The 17,961-nt window shown below is 69.5% G+C and carries 13 protein-coding genes; 12 read left to right on the top strand and 1 reads right to left on the bottom strand.

Annotated features, from left to right (window positions below; genetic code table 11):
- The first annotated feature begins 90 nt into the window (after window positions 1-90).
- The 9 genes from ABS45_RS14525 to ABS45_RS14485 all read left to right on the top strand — a co-directional run bounded on the left by ABS45_RS14525 (window position 91) and on the right by ABS45_RS14485 (window position 10,491).
- A complete protein-coding gene (locus tag ABS45_RS14525; protein ID WP_291556552.1) occupies window positions 91-1,269 on the top strand; it encodes an acyl-CoA dehydrogenase family protein in 1,179 nt (392 codons plus the stop codon).
- Between the two features lie 148 nt (window positions 1,270-1,417).
- Window positions 1,418-3,454, top strand: coding sequence for a biotin carboxylase N-terminal domain-containing protein (locus ABS45_RS14520; RefSeq protein ID WP_291556550.1), 2,037 nt, complete (start codon window positions 1,418-1,420; stop codon window positions 3,452-3,454).
- 5 nt (window positions 3,455-3,459) lie between these two features.
- Window positions 3,460-4,614: an acyl-CoA dehydrogenase family protein gene (locus tag ABS45_RS14515; RefSeq protein WP_291557266.1), complete on the top strand. Its 1,155-nt coding sequence runs from the start codon at window positions 3,460-3,462 to the stop codon at window positions 4,612-4,614.
- A gap of 43 nt (window positions 4,615-4,657) precedes the next feature.
- Window positions 4,658-4,972, top strand: a complete 315-nt coding sequence (locus ABS45_RS14510) for a type II toxin-antitoxin system prevent-host-death family antitoxin (RefSeq protein ID WP_291556548.1) — start codon at window positions 4,658-4,660, stop codon at window positions 4,970-4,972.
- Complete coding sequence (locus ABS45_RS14505; RefSeq protein ID WP_291556546.1) at window positions 4,969-5,391, top strand: type II toxin-antitoxin system VapC family toxin; 423 nt, start codon at window positions 4,969-4,971, stop codon at window positions 5,389-5,391. Before ABS45_RS14510 ends, ABS45_RS14505 begins: the two co-directional genes overlap by 4 nt.
- A 15-nt stretch (window positions 5,392-5,406) precedes the next feature.
- Window positions 5,407-6,192: an enoyl-CoA hydratase/isomerase family protein gene (locus ABS45_RS14500; RefSeq protein WP_291556544.1), complete on the top strand. Its 786-nt coding sequence runs from the start codon at window positions 5,407-5,409 to the stop codon at window positions 6,190-6,192.
- The gene (locus ABS45_RS14495; protein WP_291556542.1) at window positions 6,189-8,072 is read left to right on the top strand and encodes an acyclic terpene utilization AtuA family protein; all 1,884 of its coding nucleotides are present in this window, start codon (window positions 6,189-6,191) and stop codon (window positions 8,070-8,072) included. The genes ABS45_RS14500 and ABS45_RS14495 overlap by 4 nt, the downstream gene beginning before the upstream one ends.
- Window positions 8,069-8,896 carry an SDR family oxidoreductase gene (locus ABS45_RS14490; protein ID WP_146912886.1) on the top strand — a complete coding sequence of 276 codons (828 nt, stop codon included), beginning with the start codon at window positions 8,069-8,071 and terminating at the stop codon, window positions 8,894-8,896. The genes ABS45_RS14495 and ABS45_RS14490 overlap by 4 nt, the downstream gene beginning before the upstream one ends.
- A gap of 5 nt (window positions 8,897-8,901) precedes the next feature.
- Window positions 8,902-10,491, top strand: coding sequence for an AMP-binding protein (locus ABS45_RS14485; protein ID WP_291556537.1), 1,590 nt, complete (start codon window positions 8,902-8,904; stop codon window positions 10,489-10,491).
- Window positions 10,492-10,508: 17 nt separating this feature from the next.
- Here the strand turns inward: ABS45_RS14485 and ABS45_RS14480 are convergent, their stop codons facing one another.
- Entirely contained in the window at window positions 10,509-11,516 is a 1,008-nt protein-coding gene (locus tag ABS45_RS14480) for a helix-turn-helix domain-containing protein (protein WP_291556535.1), read from the bottom strand.
- A 107-nt stretch (window positions 11,517-11,623) separates the two neighbouring features.
- On the opposite strand from ABS45_RS14480, the gene ABS45_RS14475 reads away from it, so the two are divergent.
- The 3 genes from ABS45_RS14475 (at window position 11,624) to putA (ending at window position 17,923) form a co-directional block, all read left to right on the top strand.
- Window positions 11,624-12,268 carry a cysteine hydrolase family protein gene (locus tag ABS45_RS14475; protein WP_291556533.1) on the top strand — a complete coding sequence of 215 codons (645 nt, stop codon included), beginning with the start codon at window positions 11,624-11,626 and terminating at the stop codon, window positions 12,266-12,268.
- A gap of 61 nt (window positions 12,269-12,329) precedes the next feature.
- Window positions 12,330-13,826, top strand: a complete 1,497-nt coding sequence (locus ABS45_RS14470) for an MDR family MFS transporter (RefSeq protein WP_291556531.1) — start codon at window positions 12,330-12,332, stop codon at window positions 13,824-13,826.
- 83 nt (window positions 13,827-13,909) lie between these two features.
- A complete protein-coding gene (gene putA, locus ABS45_RS14465) occupies window positions 13,910-17,923 on the top strand; it encodes a trifunctional transcriptional regulator/proline dehydrogenase/L-glutamate gamma-semialdehyde dehydrogenase (protein ID WP_291556529.1) in 4,014 nt (1,337 codons plus the stop codon).
- The last annotated feature ends 38 nt before the right edge of the window (window positions 17,924-17,961 follow it).

Genomic DNA, 17,961 nt, shown 5'->3' with positions numbered 1-17,961 from the left:
GCATGGCGCTGCGGCCGGCGTGCTGCGCGAGCCCCCACCCCACCCTCCCCCAAAGGGGGAGGGTGTCACACACCTAACCAGAGACCTCCGATGAAACTCACCCACGACCACGAACAAATCCGCGACACGCTCAAGCGCTACATCGCCGAAAAGATCAACCCGCATGTGGATGAATGGGAGGCGGCGGAGATCTTCCCCGCGCACCAGGTCTTCAAGGGCCTGGGCGACCTGGGCCTGCTGGGCCTGACCAAGCCGGTGGAATACGGCGGCATGGGGCTGGACTATTCCTACAGCATGCTGATGGCCGAAACCATGGGGCTGGTGAACTGCGGCGCCATTCCCATGGCCGTGGGCGTGCAGACCGATATGTGCACTCCGGCGCTAGCGCGTTTTGGCAGCGATGCGCTCAAGCGCGAGTTTCTCGCCCCGGCGATCGCGGGGGACATGGTGGGCTGCATCGGCGTGTCCGAGCCAGGCGCGGGCAGCGACGTGGCGGGCATCACCAGCCGCGCGCGCCGCGATGGCGACGATTACGTGATCACCGGCCAGAAGATGTGGATCACCAACAGCCTGCAGGCCGACTGGATGTGCATGCTGGTGAACACCGGCGAGGGGCCGATGCACAAGAACAAGAGCCTGATCATCGTGCCCATGCGCGACGGCCCGAACGGCCACTTGACCAAGGGGATAACGGTGGCGCAGAAGATCCGCAAGATCGGCATGAACGCCAGCGATACCGGCCTGATCTACTTTGACGAAGTGCGCGTGCCCGCGCGCAACCTGATCGGCCAGGAGGGCCAAGGCTTCATCTACCAGATGCAGCAGTTCCAGGAAGAGCGCCTGTGGGCGGCGGCGAATGCGATCACCGGCCTGGACGTGGCGATCCGCGAGACCATCGCGTACACGCGCCAGCGCCAGATGTTCGGCAGCACCTTGCTCGATCAGCAATGGGTGCAGTTCAAGCTGGTGGAACTGCAAACCGAGGTCGAGGCGCTGCGCGCGCTGACCTGGACGGCCTGCGAGCGCTATGTGGCGGGCGAGGACGTGCTGCAGTGGGCGAGCATGGCCAAGCTCAAGGCTGGGCGATTGACGCGCGAGGTGGCCGACACCTGTTTGCAGTTCTGGGGTGGCATGGGCTTTACCTGGGACAACCGCGTCTCGCGCCTGTACCGCGATGGGCGGCTGGGCTCGATCGGCGGCGGCGCCGACGAGGTGATGATGGGCATCATCGCCAAGACCATGGGCATGGCCAAGCGGAGCGCGGCATGAGCGCGCGCTTGACTTGCTCCTTCCCCCTTTGGGGGAAGGCAGGGATGGAGGCGGCTTGCGCCTTGCGGAGTTTTGTTGTGGCTGCGAACGCCGCTGGCCCCCACCCCTGCCCTCCCCCAGCGGGGGAGGGAGTCATGCAGGAGAGCGCATGAAAAAGATACTGATCGCCAATCGCGGCGAGATTGCCCGCCGCGTCATTGCCACCGCGCGGCAGATGGGCATCGCCACCGTCGCGGTGCATTCCGATGCCGACGCCGATGCGCTGCACGTGCGCGAGGCGACGCAAGCGTTTGCACTGGGCGGCAACACCTCGGCCGAGAGCTATCTGCGTGTGGACAAGCTGCTCGCCGCCGCCAAGGCCACGGGGGCTGATGCCGTCCACCCCGGCTATGGTTTTTTGAGCGAAGACGCGGCGTTTGCGCAGGCGGTGCAGGAGGCTGGCCTCATCTGGATCGGCCCACCACCTGCGGCCATCCGCGCGCTGGGCGACAAGGGCGCGGCCAAGCGGCTGGCGGTGCAGCAGGGCGTGCCGGTGTTGCCCGGTTACGCGGGCGAAGACCAGTCGCCCGAGCGCTTCAGCGAGGAGGCGGCAAAGATCGGCTACCCGGTGATGGTCAAGGCCGTCGCCGGTGGCGGCGGGCGCGGCATGCGGCTGGTGATGCAGGCGGGCGATCTGCCTGCCGCGCTGCAAAGTGCGAGCTCCGAGGCGCTGGCCGGGTTTGGCAACGGCGAGCTCTTGATCGAGCGCGCGGTGATGCAGCCGCGCCACGTCGAGGTGCAGGTGTTTGCCGATGCGCTCGGCCGCTGCATACATCTGGGCGAGCGCGATTGCTCGGTGCAACGCCGCCACCAGAAGATCATCGAGGAAGCGCCTTCGCCCACCGTCTCGCCCGAGCTGCGCGCGCGCATGGGGGCGTGCGCGGTGGCGCTGGCGCAAGGCGCGGGTTATGTGGGCGCGGGCACGGTGGAGTTTCTGCTGGAAGGCGATGCCTTCTACCTGATGGAGATGAACACCCGCCTGCAGGTCGAGCACCCGGTAACCGAGGCGATCACCGGCCTCGATCTGGTCGAATGGCAAATCCGCGTGGCGCGCGGCGAGGCGCTGCCGCTCACGCAAGAGCAGGTGCAACTCACCGGCCACGCGATCGAAGTGCGCCTGTGCGCCGAGGACGAGAACTACACCCCGCACGCCGGGCGCATCGCGCACTTTGCCGAAGTGCCGTGTGCAAGCCACTTCGCGCGCTCGCCGCTGCGCTTTGATCACGCGATCGAGGCTGGCAGCGAGGTCACGCCGTTTTATGACGCGATGCTGGGCAAGCTCATTGTGCACGCCGCCACGCGCGAAGCCGCGATCGACCGGCTCATCGCCGCGCTGGCGCAGACCGAGGTGCTGGGCCTGCCGACGAACCGCGGCTTTTTGATCGAGTGCCTGAACGATGCGCGCTTTCAGGCCGGGCAGGCGCTGATTTCCTTCCTTGATGAGCACGGTGACGCGCTGCGTGCGGCGCTCCTTGAAAAAGAGCTTGCCGCGCACGCTACATATGGCTTGGCGGCGGTATTTCCCCCTATCCCTCTGGGAGAGGGCAGGGGTGAGGGCCTGCAGCCTGACCCGACCCACGTTGCTCACCCGCAGACCCACCTGGCCTGCCCCTTCGCCGCCCCCCGCCGCCTGATGCACCGTGAACAGGTGAGCGCGTTGGCGGTCCGGGTGCGCTCGGGTGGCTTGCGGATCACAGGCCCGGATGGCCGCGCGCGCGATGTGGCGGTGCAGCCCTTGCCCGATGGCAGTCTGCGTTGCACTGAGGACGGCATCACCCAGCGCGTGCGCGCCGTGCCGGTGCCTGGTGGTGATGGCGGCCAGCGCTGGCATGCGCAGGCGGGTGCGGTGGATTGGTGGTTCGACGATGTGAGCTATCTGCCGCAAGCAGGCGCAGGCAATGCGCTGGCAGCTACTGAATTGAAAGCGGCCTTCAATGGCCGCGTGGTGCGCATTGCGGTGCAGCCGGGCCAGGCGCTGGCGGCGGGCGAGGCGACGCTGGTGATCGAATCGATGAAGCTGGAGCACAGCCTCTCGGTGCGTACCGCCACGACGGTGGCCGAGGTGCTGGTGGAAGTCGGCCAGCAGGTGGCGCCCGGGCAGGTGCTGCTGCGCTTTGCGCCGTCCGCCGCGAAACAGGAGGCATGACGGCGATGAATGCAGAGGAACTGCGCGAAGCCACGGCCGCGCTGTGCGACTCGGTCGAGCGCTTTTGCAAGAGCGAGATCGCGCCGCACGTGAGCGCGTGGGATGCGGCGGGTGAATTTCCGCGCAAGCTCTACCAGCGCGCAGCCGGCCTTGGCCTGCTGGGCCTGGGCTATCCCGAGGAGCTGGGCGGCACCAGCGCGCCCTATGCGCTGCGCATGCCGGTCTGGCGCACGCTGTGCCGCCACGGTGCGTCGGGCGGGGTACAGGCCAGTCTCTTCTCGCACAACATCGCACTGCCACTCGTGGTGGCGCTGGGCAGCGACGCGGTCAAGCGCGAAGTCATCCCGCCGGTGCTCGCGGGCGAGCAGATCGCGGCGCTGGGCATCACCGAACCGGGCGGCGGTTCGGACGTGGCCGCGCTCAAGACCACGGCGCGCCGTGAGGGTGATGAGTACGTCATCGACGGCGAAAAAATCTTCATCACTTCCGGTATGCGCGCCGACTGGTTCACGCTGGCGGTGCGAACGGATCCAGACAACAAGGGCGCGGGCGGCATCAGCCTGATCGTGGTGACGGGCGATGCGGCTGGTCTTTCGCGCACGCGCCTGGACAAGATGGGCTGGCTTTCGTCGGACACCGCGCACCTGCGTTTTGACGGTGTGCGCGTCCCCGCGCGTTATCTGCTGGGCCGTGAAGGTGCGGGCTTCAAGGCCATCATGGGCAATTTCAATGGCGAGCGCCTGGGCCTGGCAGCGGGCGCCATCGGCTTCGCCGAGGCGTGCTTTGACGAGGCGCTCGCCTGGGCGCGCCAGCGCACCGCCTTTGGCCAGCCGCTCACCCAGCACCAGGTGATACGCCACAAGCTGGTGGACGTGCGCCAGCGCATCTGCGCCAGCGGCGCGTGGCTGGATGCGGTGGCGGCGCGCGCGGATGCGGGCGACATGGGCCCGGACTGGGTCGCCGAGGTCTGCACGCTGAAAAACCAGGCGACGCAGACCATGCAGTTTTGCGCTGACGCCGGCGTGCAGATTCTGGGCGGCATGGGCTACATGCGCGGCACCGTCTGCGAGCGCATCTACCGCGAGGTCAAGGTGGTGACGATAGGCGGCGGCACCGAGGAAATCATGAAGGAATTGGCTGCCAAGCAATGGGGGTTTTGAGTCTGCCTTGCCCGCCATCGCCGCTAATGTTAATCTGGTCAGTATGACTACAAATACCACATCACCACGTCAGCCACCCGGACAAGTCGCCACCGCGCTGCCCGATCGCTGGCTGCTGCAGGACGCGAAGGCGCGCTTCAGCGAGCTCGTGCGCCGCGTGCGCAGCGAGGGGCCGCAGCACGTCACCGTGCATGGCCGCGAGGCAGTGGTGGTTGTCGCGGCGGAAGAGTTCCGGCGCATGCAGGGCGCGCAGACCGGCAAGGCGCTGGTCGATGCGCTGCGGGCCTCGCCGGGGGCCGATGTCGAGCTGCAGCTGGGCGAGCCGGTGCGTGCGCCCGTGCGGGGCGTGGCGCTGTGACGGCCTGGCTGCTCGATACCAATGTGCTCTCGGAGCTGCGCCGTCCGCGCCCGCAGCCCAAGGTGGTGCGCTTCGTCAGTGTGCGCCCGCTGGAAAGTCTTTATGTGAGTGCCGTCACCTTCGCCGAGATCCGCTTCGGTATCGAGCGTGTGGAAGATCTGGCCAGACGTGCCGCGCTGCGCGATTGGCTGGAGCAGCGCCTGCGCCCGATGTTCGAAGGTCGCGTGCTGCCGGTGAGCGAGGACGTGATGTTCAAGTGGCGCCTGCTGGTGGAAACCGGACGCAAGGCAGGCCATACCTTTCCGCAACCCGACCTCATCATCGCCGCGACGGCCTTGCAGCATGGTCTCACCGTGGTCACGCGCGATGAGGGTGGATACGTACATACCGGCGTGGCGCTGGTTAACCCGTGGATCTGAAGAAAGCGCAGCAGCATGACTGAAACCGCCTTGCCTGCCGATGACCTGCTCGCGCGCCGCGACGGCGCGGTGCTCTGGCTCACGATCAACCGCCCCGAGCGCCGCAACGCAATGAGCGCGGCGGTGGTCGAGGGGCTCATCGAGCAACTCGCGAACGCCAACCAGGATCGCGACCTGCGCGCCATCGTGCTCACCGGCGCGGGCGAGAAGGCGTTTTGCTCGGGTGCGGATTTGCAGACCGGCAAAAGCTTTGCGTTCGACTACGCCGAGCCCAGGCAGGGCTTTGCCAACCTGCTGCGCGCGGCGCACGCCACGCACGTGCCGCTCATCGCGCGCGTGAACGGCGCGTGCATGGCGGGCGGCATGGGACTTTTGGCGATGTGCGATCTGGCCATCGCCGCGCCGCAGGCGCGCTTTGGCCTGCCCGAGGTCAAGGTGGGCGTGTTCCCGGCGCAGGTGCTCTCCGTGCTGCAGGGCCTCATCGGGCGGCGCGCGCTGGCGGACTTGTGCATCACCGGCGAGGCCATCGGCGCGCGGCAGGCGCTGGCCATCGGCCTGGTCAACGAGGTGGCTGAAGACCTGGATGCGGCGGTGGAAAAACTGCTCGCGCGCATCGTGGACAAATCCCCCGCCGCCATCCGCCGCGGGCTCTACCTGATGAAGCACCTGGAGGCGCTGCCCTTCGAGCAGTCGATCGCCTTCACCGAAAGCCAGATCGGCCTGTTCGCCTTGACCGAGGACGCGCGCGAGGGCCAGGCGGCCTTTCGCGAAAAACGCGCACCGCTATGGAGTGGACGATGAACGAGAGCAAAGTGGTCCGCATTGGCGGCGCCAGCGGTTTCTGGGGCGATTCCAGCGTGGGCGCGCCCCAGCTCGTGGCCAGCGGCCAGGTGGACTACCTCGCCTTTGACTACCTGGCGGAACTCACCATGTCCATCCTCGCCGCCGCGCGCATGAAAAAGCCCGAGCTGGGCTACGCCACCGACTTCGTCACCGTGGCGATGCGCGCGGTCTTGAAGGACGTGGTGGCGCGCGGCATCCGCGTGGTCAGCAACGCCGGCGGCGTGAACCCCGAAGGCTGCGCCCAGGCGCTGCGCGAGCTGGCCGCCGAGCTGGGCGTGCAGGTCAGCGTCGCCGTCGTCACCGGCGACGACGTGATGCCGCTGCTGCCCGAGCTGCGCGCCAGCGACCCGCCCGTCGCCGAGCTGCAAAGCGGCGCGCCGCTGCCCGCGCGCGTCGTCACCGCCAACGCCTATCTGGGCGCGCTGCCGATCAAGGCGGCGCTCGATGCCGGAGCGCAGATCGTCGTCACCGGCCGCTGCGTGGATTCGGCCGTCACGCTGGGCATATTGATGCATGACTTCGGCTGGCAGGCGCATGAGCTCGACCGCCTGGCGGGCGGGAGCCTTGCGGGCCACATCATCGAATGCGGCTGCCAGGGCACGGGCGGGCTGCATACCGACTGGGAGCGGGTGCCCGACTGGGCGCACATCGGCTACCCCATCGTGGAGTGCGCCCGGGACGGCAGCTTCACCGTCACCAAGCCCGCAGGCACGGGCGGGTTGCTCGCGCCGCAGGTGGTGGCCGAGCAGATGCTCTACGAGATCCACGACCCCGCGGCCTACCTGCTGCCCGACGTGGTTTGCGACTTCACGCAGGTGCGCATGGCGCAGACCGGGCCCGAGCGCGTGCACGTGAGCGGCGCGCGCGGCCTGCCCGCGCCCGCCAGCTACAAGGTCTGCGCCACCTACATGGACGGCTACAAGACCTCGGCGCAACTGACCATCGTCGGCATGGACGCGGTGGCCAAGGCGCGGCGCACCGGCGAGGCCATCTTCACCCGCGTGGGCGAGCTGCTCGCGGCCCAGGGCCTGGCGCCGTTCTCCGCCACGCACATCGAGGTGCTGGGGGCCGAAAGCGGCTGGGGGCCGCTGGCAAACCCGGCGGTGCAGCACACGCGCGAGGCGGTGCTGCGCATCAGCGCGCGCCACGCGGACAAGGCCGCGCTGCAACTGCTGGCGCGCGAGGTGGCGCCCGCGGGCACCTCATGGGCGCCGGGCACCACCGGGGCGGGCGGGCGCGCGGCCGTCTCGCCGCTGATACGGCAGTACGCGTTCTTGCTCGACAAGGGGCGGGTGGCGGCGCGGGTGGTGCTTGATGGAACGGAAGTGGCGCTGCCAGCCCCTCACCCCTCCCTCTCTCCAGAGGGGCGAGGGCGATCAACCCCGCCAGTATTTCCCCCTCTCCCTCTGGGAGAGGGCAGGGGTAAGGGTCAGGTGTCAAATTGGCCCCAAACGCTTGCTGGGCAAGCACCACAAGCTATCAATACAGAAGAAACCGGCACCATCGAAGTCCCGCTGATCCGCCTCGCCTGGGCGCGCTCGGGCGACAAGGGCGACACCTCCAACATCGGCGTGATCGCGCGCCGGCCCGAATGGCTGCCCCTGCTGCGCGAGCAACTCACCACGGAGGCCGTCAAGGCGCATCTGGCCCATGCCGTCAAGGGCACGGTCACGCGCTTTGAGGTGCCCGGCATTGCCGCCTTCAACTTCGTCTGCACGCAGGCTCTGGGCGGGGGCGGCATGGCCAGCTTGAACAACGACGCGCTCGGCAAGGGCATGGCGCAGATGCTGCTGGCGATGCCGCTGCGCGTGCCGGCGCACTGGGGAGTCAAAGCATGAAGGTCCGGTTCGACTATTCCGGTTGCCATGTGATGGTCTTTGGCGGCACCACCGGCATCAATCTGGGCATAGCGCAGGCCTTTGCGGCGGCGGGCGCGCGCGTGACCGTGGCCAGCCGCAAGCAGGTCAACGTGAATGCCGCGATGACGGCGCTGGGCGGGCTGGCCTTCGGCGTGGTCTGCGACGTGCGCAACGAAGCCTGCGTGCGCGCGGCGCTGGCGGCGGCAGTGGCGCGCCACGGGCCGATCAACGTGCTGGTCTCGGGCGCGGCGGGCAACTTCCTGGCGCAGGCCAGCGAGATGTCCGCCAACGCTTTCAAGGTGGTGGTGGACATCGACCTGATCGGCAGCTTCCACGTCGCGCACCATGCCTATCCGCATCTGCACAAGCCCGGCGCCAGCGTCATCTTCATCAGTGCGCCGCAGGCGGTGGTACCCATGCCCGGGCAGTCGCACGTGGGTGCGGCCAAGGCCGGCGTGGACCAGTTCGCGCGCGTGCTGGCGCTGGAATGGGGCGCGGCGGGCGTGCGCGTGAACGTGATAACGCCCGGGCCCATCGAAGGCACCGAAGGCATGAAGCGCCTCGCGCCCCAGGGCGAGGAGGGCGACGCGCTGGTGCGCGCCCTGGTGCCGCTGGGGCGCATGGGCACGCCGCAGGACATTGCCAACCTGGCGATGTTCCTCGGCTCCGACGCGGCCAGCTACCTGTCGGGCGCCGTCATCGCCTGCGACGGCGGGGCGCAGAACATGCTCACGCCCATGATCCGCGCCGCCGCGCAGCAAGAGCCACCCTCTTCACCCTCAGACAAGGAGACACCGCCGTGATAGCCATGACCCCATCCGCAGAGCTGCGCCGCATCCGCCGCGTGGCGCTGGGCGACCTGATCCACCGCAGCGCGCTCAAATTCCCCCGCCGCACCGCCGTGGTGCACGGCGACGTCCGCATGGACTACGCCGAACTCGACGCGCGCAGCTCGCGCTTTGCCCATGCGCTGCTCGAACGCCTGGGCAGCGGCCACCAGATCGGCATGCTCTGTGCCAACTCGGCCGACATGGTGGTGGCCTACAACGGCATCCACAAGTCGGGCAACGTCTGGGTGCCGGTCAACACCCGGCTGGACCCGGCCGCGATCGACTACATCCTGCGCCACGCCGAAGTGTCCGCCGTGGTGGTGGACGAAGCCCTGCACGCCGCCCCCGGCATGGCCGAGCTGCTCGCGCGCCTGGCGGTGCCGCTGTTCATCACCATGGCCGCGGGCACGGAGACGGCCGTCGCCAACGCCCGCACGCTGGCGCAGGCGCAGCACGGGCAAAGCGATGCGCTGCCCGAGCTGGACATGACCAGCGAGCAGCCCGCGCTCATCATGTACACCAGCGGCACCACCGGCCACCCCAAGGGCGCGGTGCACAGCCACGCCTCGGTGGCAGCGGCGCTGATGGGCAACATGGCCGGTTTCGGCATCACCGAGCAGGACGTGTTCTCGGCCCTGCTGCCGCTGTACCACTGCGCCCAGCACACCCTGGTGGCCACGGCGCACATGGCGGGCGCCTGCGCGGTGCTGCTGCGCGGCTTCGTGCCCGACGAGGTGCGCGCCAGCATCACCGCCGAGAAGTACACCCTCTTCACCGGCCTGCCCATGATGTACGGCGCGCTGCTGGCGGACCCGGCGTTTCGCGCGCCCTCGCTGCGCCTGGCGATCTACGCCATGGCGCCCATCCCCGACGCGCTGATCCAGGTGATCGCCGAACGCATGACGCCCAACGTGCAACTGGCCACCGGGCAGACCGAGATGTACCCCGGCACCATGACCTTCAAGCCCATGGAGCACCCCGGGCTGGGCGGCAACTTCTGGGGCTTTTCCCTGCCGCACAACGAGACCGCGGTGATGGACGACGAAGGCCGCCTGCTGGGCGAAGGCCAGCCGGGCGAGATCGTGCACCGCGGCGCCAACGCCATGCTGGGCTACTTCAAGGACCCCGAGGCCAGCGCCGCCGCGCAGCGCTTCGGCTGGCACCACACGGGCGACCTGGGCATGTGGGGGCCGGGCGGGCAGCTGATGTTCCTGGACCGCAAGAAGGACATGATCAAGACCGGCGGCGAGAACGTCGCCAGCGTCAAGGTCGAGGCCGTGCTGCTGGGCCACCCCGGCGTGGCCGGCTGCGGCGTCATCGGCCTGCCGCACCCGCGCTGGAGCGAGGCGGTCTGCGCCTTCGTGGTGAAGAAGCCCGGCGCCGAGCTGGACGAGCAGGCGCTGGCCGCCCACTGCCGCGCGCACCTGGGCGGCTTCGAGGTGCCCAAGCTGATCCACTTCGTCGACGCGCTGCCTGCCACTTCGACGGGCAAGGTGCAAAAGCACCTGTTGCGCAAGCAGTTCGAGAGGCTGGCGCAGGAGGCATGGACCAAAGAGGAGGGGGCGTGAACTGAACCGCGATCGATTCAGCCGCGTGTGAAGACCGCGCGGTACGCACTCGGCGAGGTGCGGTACGCTTGGCTGAAATGCTGCCGCAGCGAAACTGCGCTGCCGAAGCCCGCGTGCTGCGCGATGGCCTCGATTGGCAGCTGCGTGGTCTCCAGCATGCGCTGCGCGTAGGCCAGGCGCTGGCCCAGCAGCCACTGCTGGGCGGTTGTCCCCGTCAACTCCCTGAAGCGCCGCGTGAAGTTGCGCCGACTCATCGCGGCGCGCGCGGCCAGCGAGTCGAGGCTGTGCGGCTCGGCCAGGTTCGCCACGATCCAGTTCAGCAGCTCGGAGAGGCGGTCGCCGCCCGGCGCATCGTGCAGCGGCTGCTCGATGTATTGAGCCTGCCCGCCCTGCCGATGCGGCGCGACCACCAGCCGCCGCGCAATGCGGTTCGCGACTTCCGCACCGTGCCAGCGGCGTACCAGGTGCAGGCAGCAGTCGATTGCGGCAGCGGTGCCGGCAGAGGTGACGAGCCGGCCGCCTTCTGCATCCACGTACAGCACGTCCGGCACCAGCTTCACCTGCGGGTGGCGGCGCGCGAACACGTCGGCCGCGCTCCAGTGCGTGGTGGCCCGGTGGCCGTTCAGCACGCCCGCCTCGGCCAGCACGAACGCGCCCAGGCACAGGCCCACCACCGTGGCGCCGTGCGCGTGCGCCGCACGCACGGCGTCCAGCATCGCCGCGGGCGGCGGTTCCTGCGGATCGCGCCACGACGGCACGATCAGCACGTCGGCGTGCGCAGCATCCTTCAGTGTCCATTCGGTCTGGACGGCAAATCCGGCGGTGGTGCGCAATCCGCGGCGCCGGCCCGCCTCGCCCGCGCAGATGCGCAGCCGGTACGAGGGCAGCCCGGCCCAGGCGCGATCCTCGAACACCACGCACGGCACCGACAGGTGGAACGGGCTGATGCGGTCGAACGCCAGGACGGCGATTTCCTTGGGGTGCACGGCGTATCCACGTGCCTTCATCGTTTGGCCTGATTTCATCGGTAAAAGTCTTCTGGGCCACTTTCGGCAAGCATAGCCGCGGACCATGATCGTGTCCACGGGCTCAACGTAAAGCCCGGCCCATCCACCCCTGAAGGAGCCTTGCCATGACCGCATCCGCCACCCCGAAGCGCGCCCTGATCGTGATCGACGTGCAAAACGAATACCTCACCGGCAACCTGCCGATCGAGTACCCGGACCCGCAGCAGAGCGTCGCCCATGTCGGCATCGCCATGGATGCGGCCCGCGCGGCCGGCATTCCGGTGATCGTCGTGCAGCAGACCGCGCCGGCCACTTCGCCGCTGTTCGCCGTCGATTCGGATGGCTGGCAGCTGCATCCGGCCGTCGCGTCCCGCCCGCGCGACCATTACGTGCGCAAGACGCTGCCGAGCGCCTATCCGGAAACCGGCCTGGCAGAGTGGCTGCGGGAGCATGGCATCGACACGCTCACGGTGGTCGGCTTCATGACGCACAACTGCGATGCATCGACCATCAACCACGCGCTGCACAACGGCATGGCCGTGGAGTTCCTGCACGACGCGTCGGGTGCGGTGTCCTACCGCAACCAGGCTGGCTTCGCGAGCGCCGAGGACATCCACCGCGTGTTCAGCGTGGTGCTGCAATCGCGCTTCGCGGCGGTGCTGTCGACCCGGGAATGGGTGCACAGCGTGAAGACCGGCGCGGCGCCGGTGCGCGACAGTATCTACCGGTCCAACCAGCGGGCGCGTGGGCTGCTGAAGATTGATGGATGAACTCCGGCGGCGGCTTTGTGGATAAGCCGCAGGCCCTCACCCCTGTCGCACAATCGGCCGCATGTCCGCAAGCCCCGCCCTCGCCCGTCGCGGCAGGATCCTCGCTGGCCTGATGGCGATGATGATGCTGGCGGCGATGGACACCACCATCGTCTCCACCGCCATCCCGCAGATCGTGGGCGAGCTCGGCGGGCTGGCGCTCGTGAGCTGGGTGTTTTCCATCTACCTCGTGGCGCAGACGGTCACGATCCCGATCTACGGCAAGCTCTCCGATCTGTTCGGGCGCAAGCCCGTGCTGCTGGGCGGCACGGTGCTGTTCCTGCTCGGCTCGGTGGCGTGCTCCGCCGCGTGGAACATGCCTGCGCTGATCGCGTTTCGTGGTCTGCAGGGGCTGGGCGCGGGCGCCATCATGGCCACGGTGATGACGCTCGCGGGCGATCTCTACACCGTGCAGGAGCGCGGCGCGGTGCAGGGGTGGCTGTCCAGCGTCTGGGGCATGGCCGCCATCGCCGGGCCGCTGCTGGGCGGGGCGTTCGCCGAATACGCCTCGTGGCGCTGGATCTTTCTCGTGAACCTGCCGATCGGCGCGGTGGCGCTGGCGCTCATCGGGCGCGCGCTGCATGAGGCATTTCATCGGCGCGAGGCGCGCATCGACGGGGCGGGCGCGGCCCTGCTGCTGTTGGCGCTGGGCCTGCTGATTTTCGGCGTGCTCGAAGGCGGGCAGCGCTGGCCCTGGGCCTCGTGGCCCGTGGCGCTGGTGTTCGCTCTCGCCGCGCTGGCCATCGCGGCGCTGGTGTGGGTGCAGCGGCGCGCCGCCGAGCCGGTGCTGCCCGGCTGGCTGTGGCGGCGGCGCGAGCTGCTGGGCTCCAACCTCGCGGCCATCGGCATGGGTCTGGTGATGATGGCGCCCAGCGTCTACCTGCCCACCTTCCTGCAATCGGTGCAGTCGCTGGGCGCGATCGCGGCCGGGCTGGTGCTCGCCGCCATCAGCATGGGCTGGCCGGTGGCCTCGGCGCTGTCGCCGCCGCTGTATGCGCGCCTCGGTTTTCGGGATGCGGGCCTGGGCGGCTGTGCGCTCATCCTGCTGTCCTCGCTGGCCTTCCTGTGGATGCCGCGACCGCAGCCGGTGGCTCTGGTGTTGCTCGACCAGATCCTGCTGGGTGCGGGGCTGGGGTTCTTCTCCACGCCGATTCTCGTGGGCATGCAGTCCACGGTGGACTGGGGGCGGCGCGGCGTGGTGACGGGCTCGCACATGTTCTCGCGCTACCTCGGCCAGAGTCTGGGGGCGGCGCTCTTCGGCGCCATCTTCAACGCCACGCTGGGCGCGCATCTCGCGGCCGCGCCGCAGACCCTGGCCGCGCGCCTGCCTGCCGATGTGGACGCGGTCATCGGCGCGCTGCACTCCCCCGCCACCGATACGGCCGTGGCGGGGTATTTGCGCGCGGGTATCGGCGTCGCGACCGACCAGCTTTACGTGGGCATGAGCGTGATCGCCGTGCTGATGCTGCTCGTGCTGTTGATCGCACCTCGGCGCTTTCCCGTTCTGGAAGAAAAGTAGAACAAAGGGTTAACCCTAGTTACCTTTTCCCTGTGCCCAGGCGCAAGATCGGCGCTTTCCTTTCACCGTTCATCGAGAGCCGCATGTCCGCCACCACCCTGGGTATCAAAGTCGACGACACGCAGCGCCAGCGCATCCATGCCGCCGCGCAGCAGATCGGCCGCACGCCGCACTGGCTGGTCAAGCAGGCGGCGCTGCTGTACGTGGATGCGATCGAACGCGGCGTGCATGAAATCCGCCTGCAGGGCCTGCCCGGCAGCGCCCCGGACGAGGCCGAAGAAGTGCCACCACCGGCGCCGCACGAAGTGCAACCCTTCCTGGCCTTCGCTCAGTCCATCCTGCCGCAGACGCCGCTGCGCGCGGCCATCACCGCCGGCTGGCACCGGCCCGAGCCCGAGTGCCTCGCGGCGCTGCTGCCGCAGGCGCGTGCGCACGACGACGAACAGGCCGCCCAGGTGCGCGCGCTCGCGACGCGCCTGGTGCAGGGTCTGCGCGAGGCGCCTGTCACCAGCGGCGTGGCGGCGCTGGTGCAGGAGTTTTCGCTGTCCAGCCAGGAGGGTGTGGCGCTGATGTGCCTGGCCGAGGCGCTGCTGCGCATCCCCGACCGGGCCACGCGCGACGCGCTCATCCGCGACAAGATCAGTCACGGCGACTGGCGCGCGCACGTCGGGCGCTCGCCCTCGCTCTTCGTCAACGCCGCGGCCTGGGGTCTGGTGCTCACGGGCAAACTCACCGCCACCAGCAGCGAAAAGACGCTTTCGGCGGCCCTGACGCGCGTGATCGGCAAGGGCGGTGAGCCGCTGATCCGCCAGGGCGTGCACCGCGCGATGAAGCTCATGGGCGAGCAGTTCGTCACCGGTCAGAACATCGCCGAGGCGCTGGCCAACAGCCGCGCGCACGAGAAGCAGGGCTTTCGCTACAGCTACGACATGCTGGGCGAGGCCGCCACCACCGAGCAGGACGCGCAGCGCTACCTGGCCGACTACCAGCAGGCGATCCACGCCATCGGCAGCGCCTCCAATGGGCGCGGCATCTTCGACGGGCCGGGCATCTCGATCAAGCTCTCGGCGCTGCACCCACGCTATGCGCGTGGCCAGTACGAGCGCGTGATGAGCGAGCTGCTGCCGCGCGTGCTGCACCTGGCGGAGCTGGCGCGCCAGTACGACATCGGCATGAACATCGACGCCGAGGAGGCCGACCGGCTCGAGCTCTCGCTCGATCTGCTCGAAGCGCTGTGCGCCGCGCCCAGTCTGAAGGGCTGGAGCGGCATCGGCTTCGTCGTGCAGGCCTACCAGAAGCGCTGCCCGCAGGTCATCGACTATCTTGTGGACCTGGCGCGGCGCAGCCGCCGCCGCCTCATGGTGCGCCTGGTCAAGGGCGCGTACTGGGACAGCGAAATCAAGCGTTCGCAGATCGACGGCCACGCCGGCTACCCGGTCTACACGCGCAAGGCCTACACCGACGTGAGCTACCTCGCCTGCGCGAAAAAGCTGCTGTCCGCGCCCGACGCCGTCTACCCGCAGTTCGCCACGCACAATGCGCAGACGCTCGCCAGCATCCACCACCTGGCGCAGGCCGTGGGCGGCAGCTACTACAGCGGCCAGTACGAATTTCAATGCCTGCATGGCATGGGCGAGCCGCTGTACGCACAGGTCGTCGGCCCCACGGCCGAGGGCAAGCTGGCGCGGCCATGCCGCATCTACGCGCCCGTGGGCAACCACGAGACGCTGCTTGCCTACCTCGTGCGCCGTTTGCTGGAAAACGGCGCCAACACCTCGTTCGTCAACCGCATCGGCGATACCGCCATTGCCGTGAGCGAACTGGTGCAGGACCCGGTGCAGGAGGTGCTGCGCATCGCGCAGGAGGAGGGGCAGCTGGGCGCGCCGCACCCGCGCATTGCGCTGCCGATCGACCTCTACGCCGGGCAGGGCGTGCTCGCGCGCACCAACTCGCAGGGCTTGAATCTGGCGAACGAGCAGCGCCTGGCGTCGCTGGCCGTGGCGCTGCTGCAAAGCACCAGCCGACCGTGGTTTGCGGCCGCTCCCGGGGTGGCCACACCGGCCGATCCGGCACGGGACCCGGCGTGGGAGCCGGTGCGCAACCCGGCAGAGCTTGGCGACGTCGTCGGCTGGGTGCGCGAGGCAAGCGCGCCGGATGTGGATGCGGCGGCCCGGCGCGCCGCGCAGGCGCTGCCGATCTGGGCCGGCATGCCGCCGTCGGGACGCGCGGACGTGCTCCTGCGCAGCGCCGATCTGCTGGAGCAGCGCGGCCAGACGCTCATGGGCCTGGTCCAGCGCGAAGCCGGCAAAACGCTGGCCAGCGCCCTGTGCGAGGTGCGCGAAGCGGCCGACTTCATGCGCTACTACGGCGCGCAGGTGGCCGCGCATTTCGACAATGCGGCGCAGCGCCCGCTGGGCGTGGTGCTGGCCATCAGCCCGTGGAACTTTCCGCTCGCGATCTTCGCCGGTCAGGTGGCGGCGGCGCTGGCGGCGGGCAACGCGGTGCTGGCCAAGCCGGCGGAGCAGACGCCGCTCACCGCGGCCGCGATGGTCGCGATCTTTCATGAGGCCGGCGTGCCGCACGACGTGCTGCAGCTGCTGCCCGGGCGCGGCGAGACCGTGGGCGCGCAGCTCGTCGCGCACCCGCAGGTCGCGGGCGTGATGTTCACCGGCTCCACCGAGGTGGCGCGGCTCATCAACCGGCAGCTTGCCACGCGCCTGTCGCCCTCGGGGCGCGTGATTCCGCTGATCGCCGAAACCGGCGGGCTCAACGCCATGGTGGTCGATTCCTCGGCGCTGGCCGAGCAGGTGGTGCTGGACGTGCTGGCCTCGGCCTTCGATTCGGCCGGCCAGCGCTGCTCGGCGCTGCGCCTGCTGTGCCTGCAGGAGGACGTGGCCGAGCGCCAGATGACGATGCTCAAGGCGGCGCTGCAGGAGTGGAGCATGGGCAACCCCGATCGCCTCTCCACCGACATCGGCCCCGTCATCGACGAAGCGGCGCGCGCGCAGATCGAATCGCACATCGAGGCCATGCAGGCCGCCGGGCAGAAGGTCACGCGGCTGCATCAAAACGGCGGCAACGGCCACTTCGTCGCGCCGGCGATCATCGAGATCGACAGCCCCGCGCGGCTCACGCGCGAGGTCTTCGGCCCGGTGCTGCACGTGCTGCGCTATGAGCGCGAGCGGCTCGACGAGCTGATCGAGCGGATCAACGCCGCCGGCTACGGCCTCACTTTCGGCGTGCACAGCCGCATCGACGAGACCATCGACCACCTCACCGACCGCGTGCACGCGGGCAACGTCTACGTGAACCGCAACATCATCGGCGCCGTCGTCGGCGTGCAGCCCTTCGGCGGCATGGGCCTGTCGGGCACCGGCCCCAAGGCCGGCGGGCCGCTGTACCTGTACCGCCTGGTGCAGGGCGAGCCGGGCGACGCGCTGGCGCTGCTGCCGCGCGGGCAGGCCGCCGAGCAAGGCGCCGGCCACGGCGCGGCAGCGGCGCCAGAGCTCGCGCCGATCGAGCGGCTGCTCGCCACCACGCTGCCCGAGGCCGAGGCGGCGCAGGCCCGCGTGCTGCTCGATGCCGCGCGGCGCGCGGCGCGCATGAACGAGCGCTGGCTGCTGCCCGGCCCCACCGGCGAATCCAACGTCTACCGCCTGCTGCCGCGCGGCCCGGTGTGGGCCATGCCCGCCACCGCGTTGGGGCTGCTGGCGCAGGTGGCCGCGGCGCTGGCGAGCGGCAACGAATGCCATGTGGTGCTGCCCGAAGGCGATGCCGCCTGCGCCAGCGTGTGGCAGGCGCTGCACCGCGCGCTGGGCGAAGACGCCAGCCGCTTGAAGCCCGGCGCGCGCCAGAACCTGGGTGATGCCGCCGTGCCCGTCACCGCACTGCTCTTCGAGGGCGACGGCGACGCGCTGGCCCAGGCGCTTGCCGAGGTGGCGGCGCGAGAAGGCGCCATCGTGCGCGTGGAAAGCCGCGCGAGTTTTGAGCTGCAATCGGGCCGCGGCTACGACCTCGCGGCGCTGGTGCACGAGCAGTCCATCAGCACCAACACGGCGGCGGCGGGGGGCAATGCGCAGCTGATGACGATGGCGTAAAGGTGGATTCGCTCGCGAGATCGCCGCGGGCCCTCGTT

The sequence above is a fragment of the Comamonas sp. SCN 65-56 genome (assembly GCF_001724135.1).
GTDB lineage: Bacteria > Pseudomonadota > Gammaproteobacteria > Burkholderiales > Burkholderiaceae_C > Comamonas_C.
This window is presented reverse-complemented; position numbering and strand designations above follow the sequence as displayed.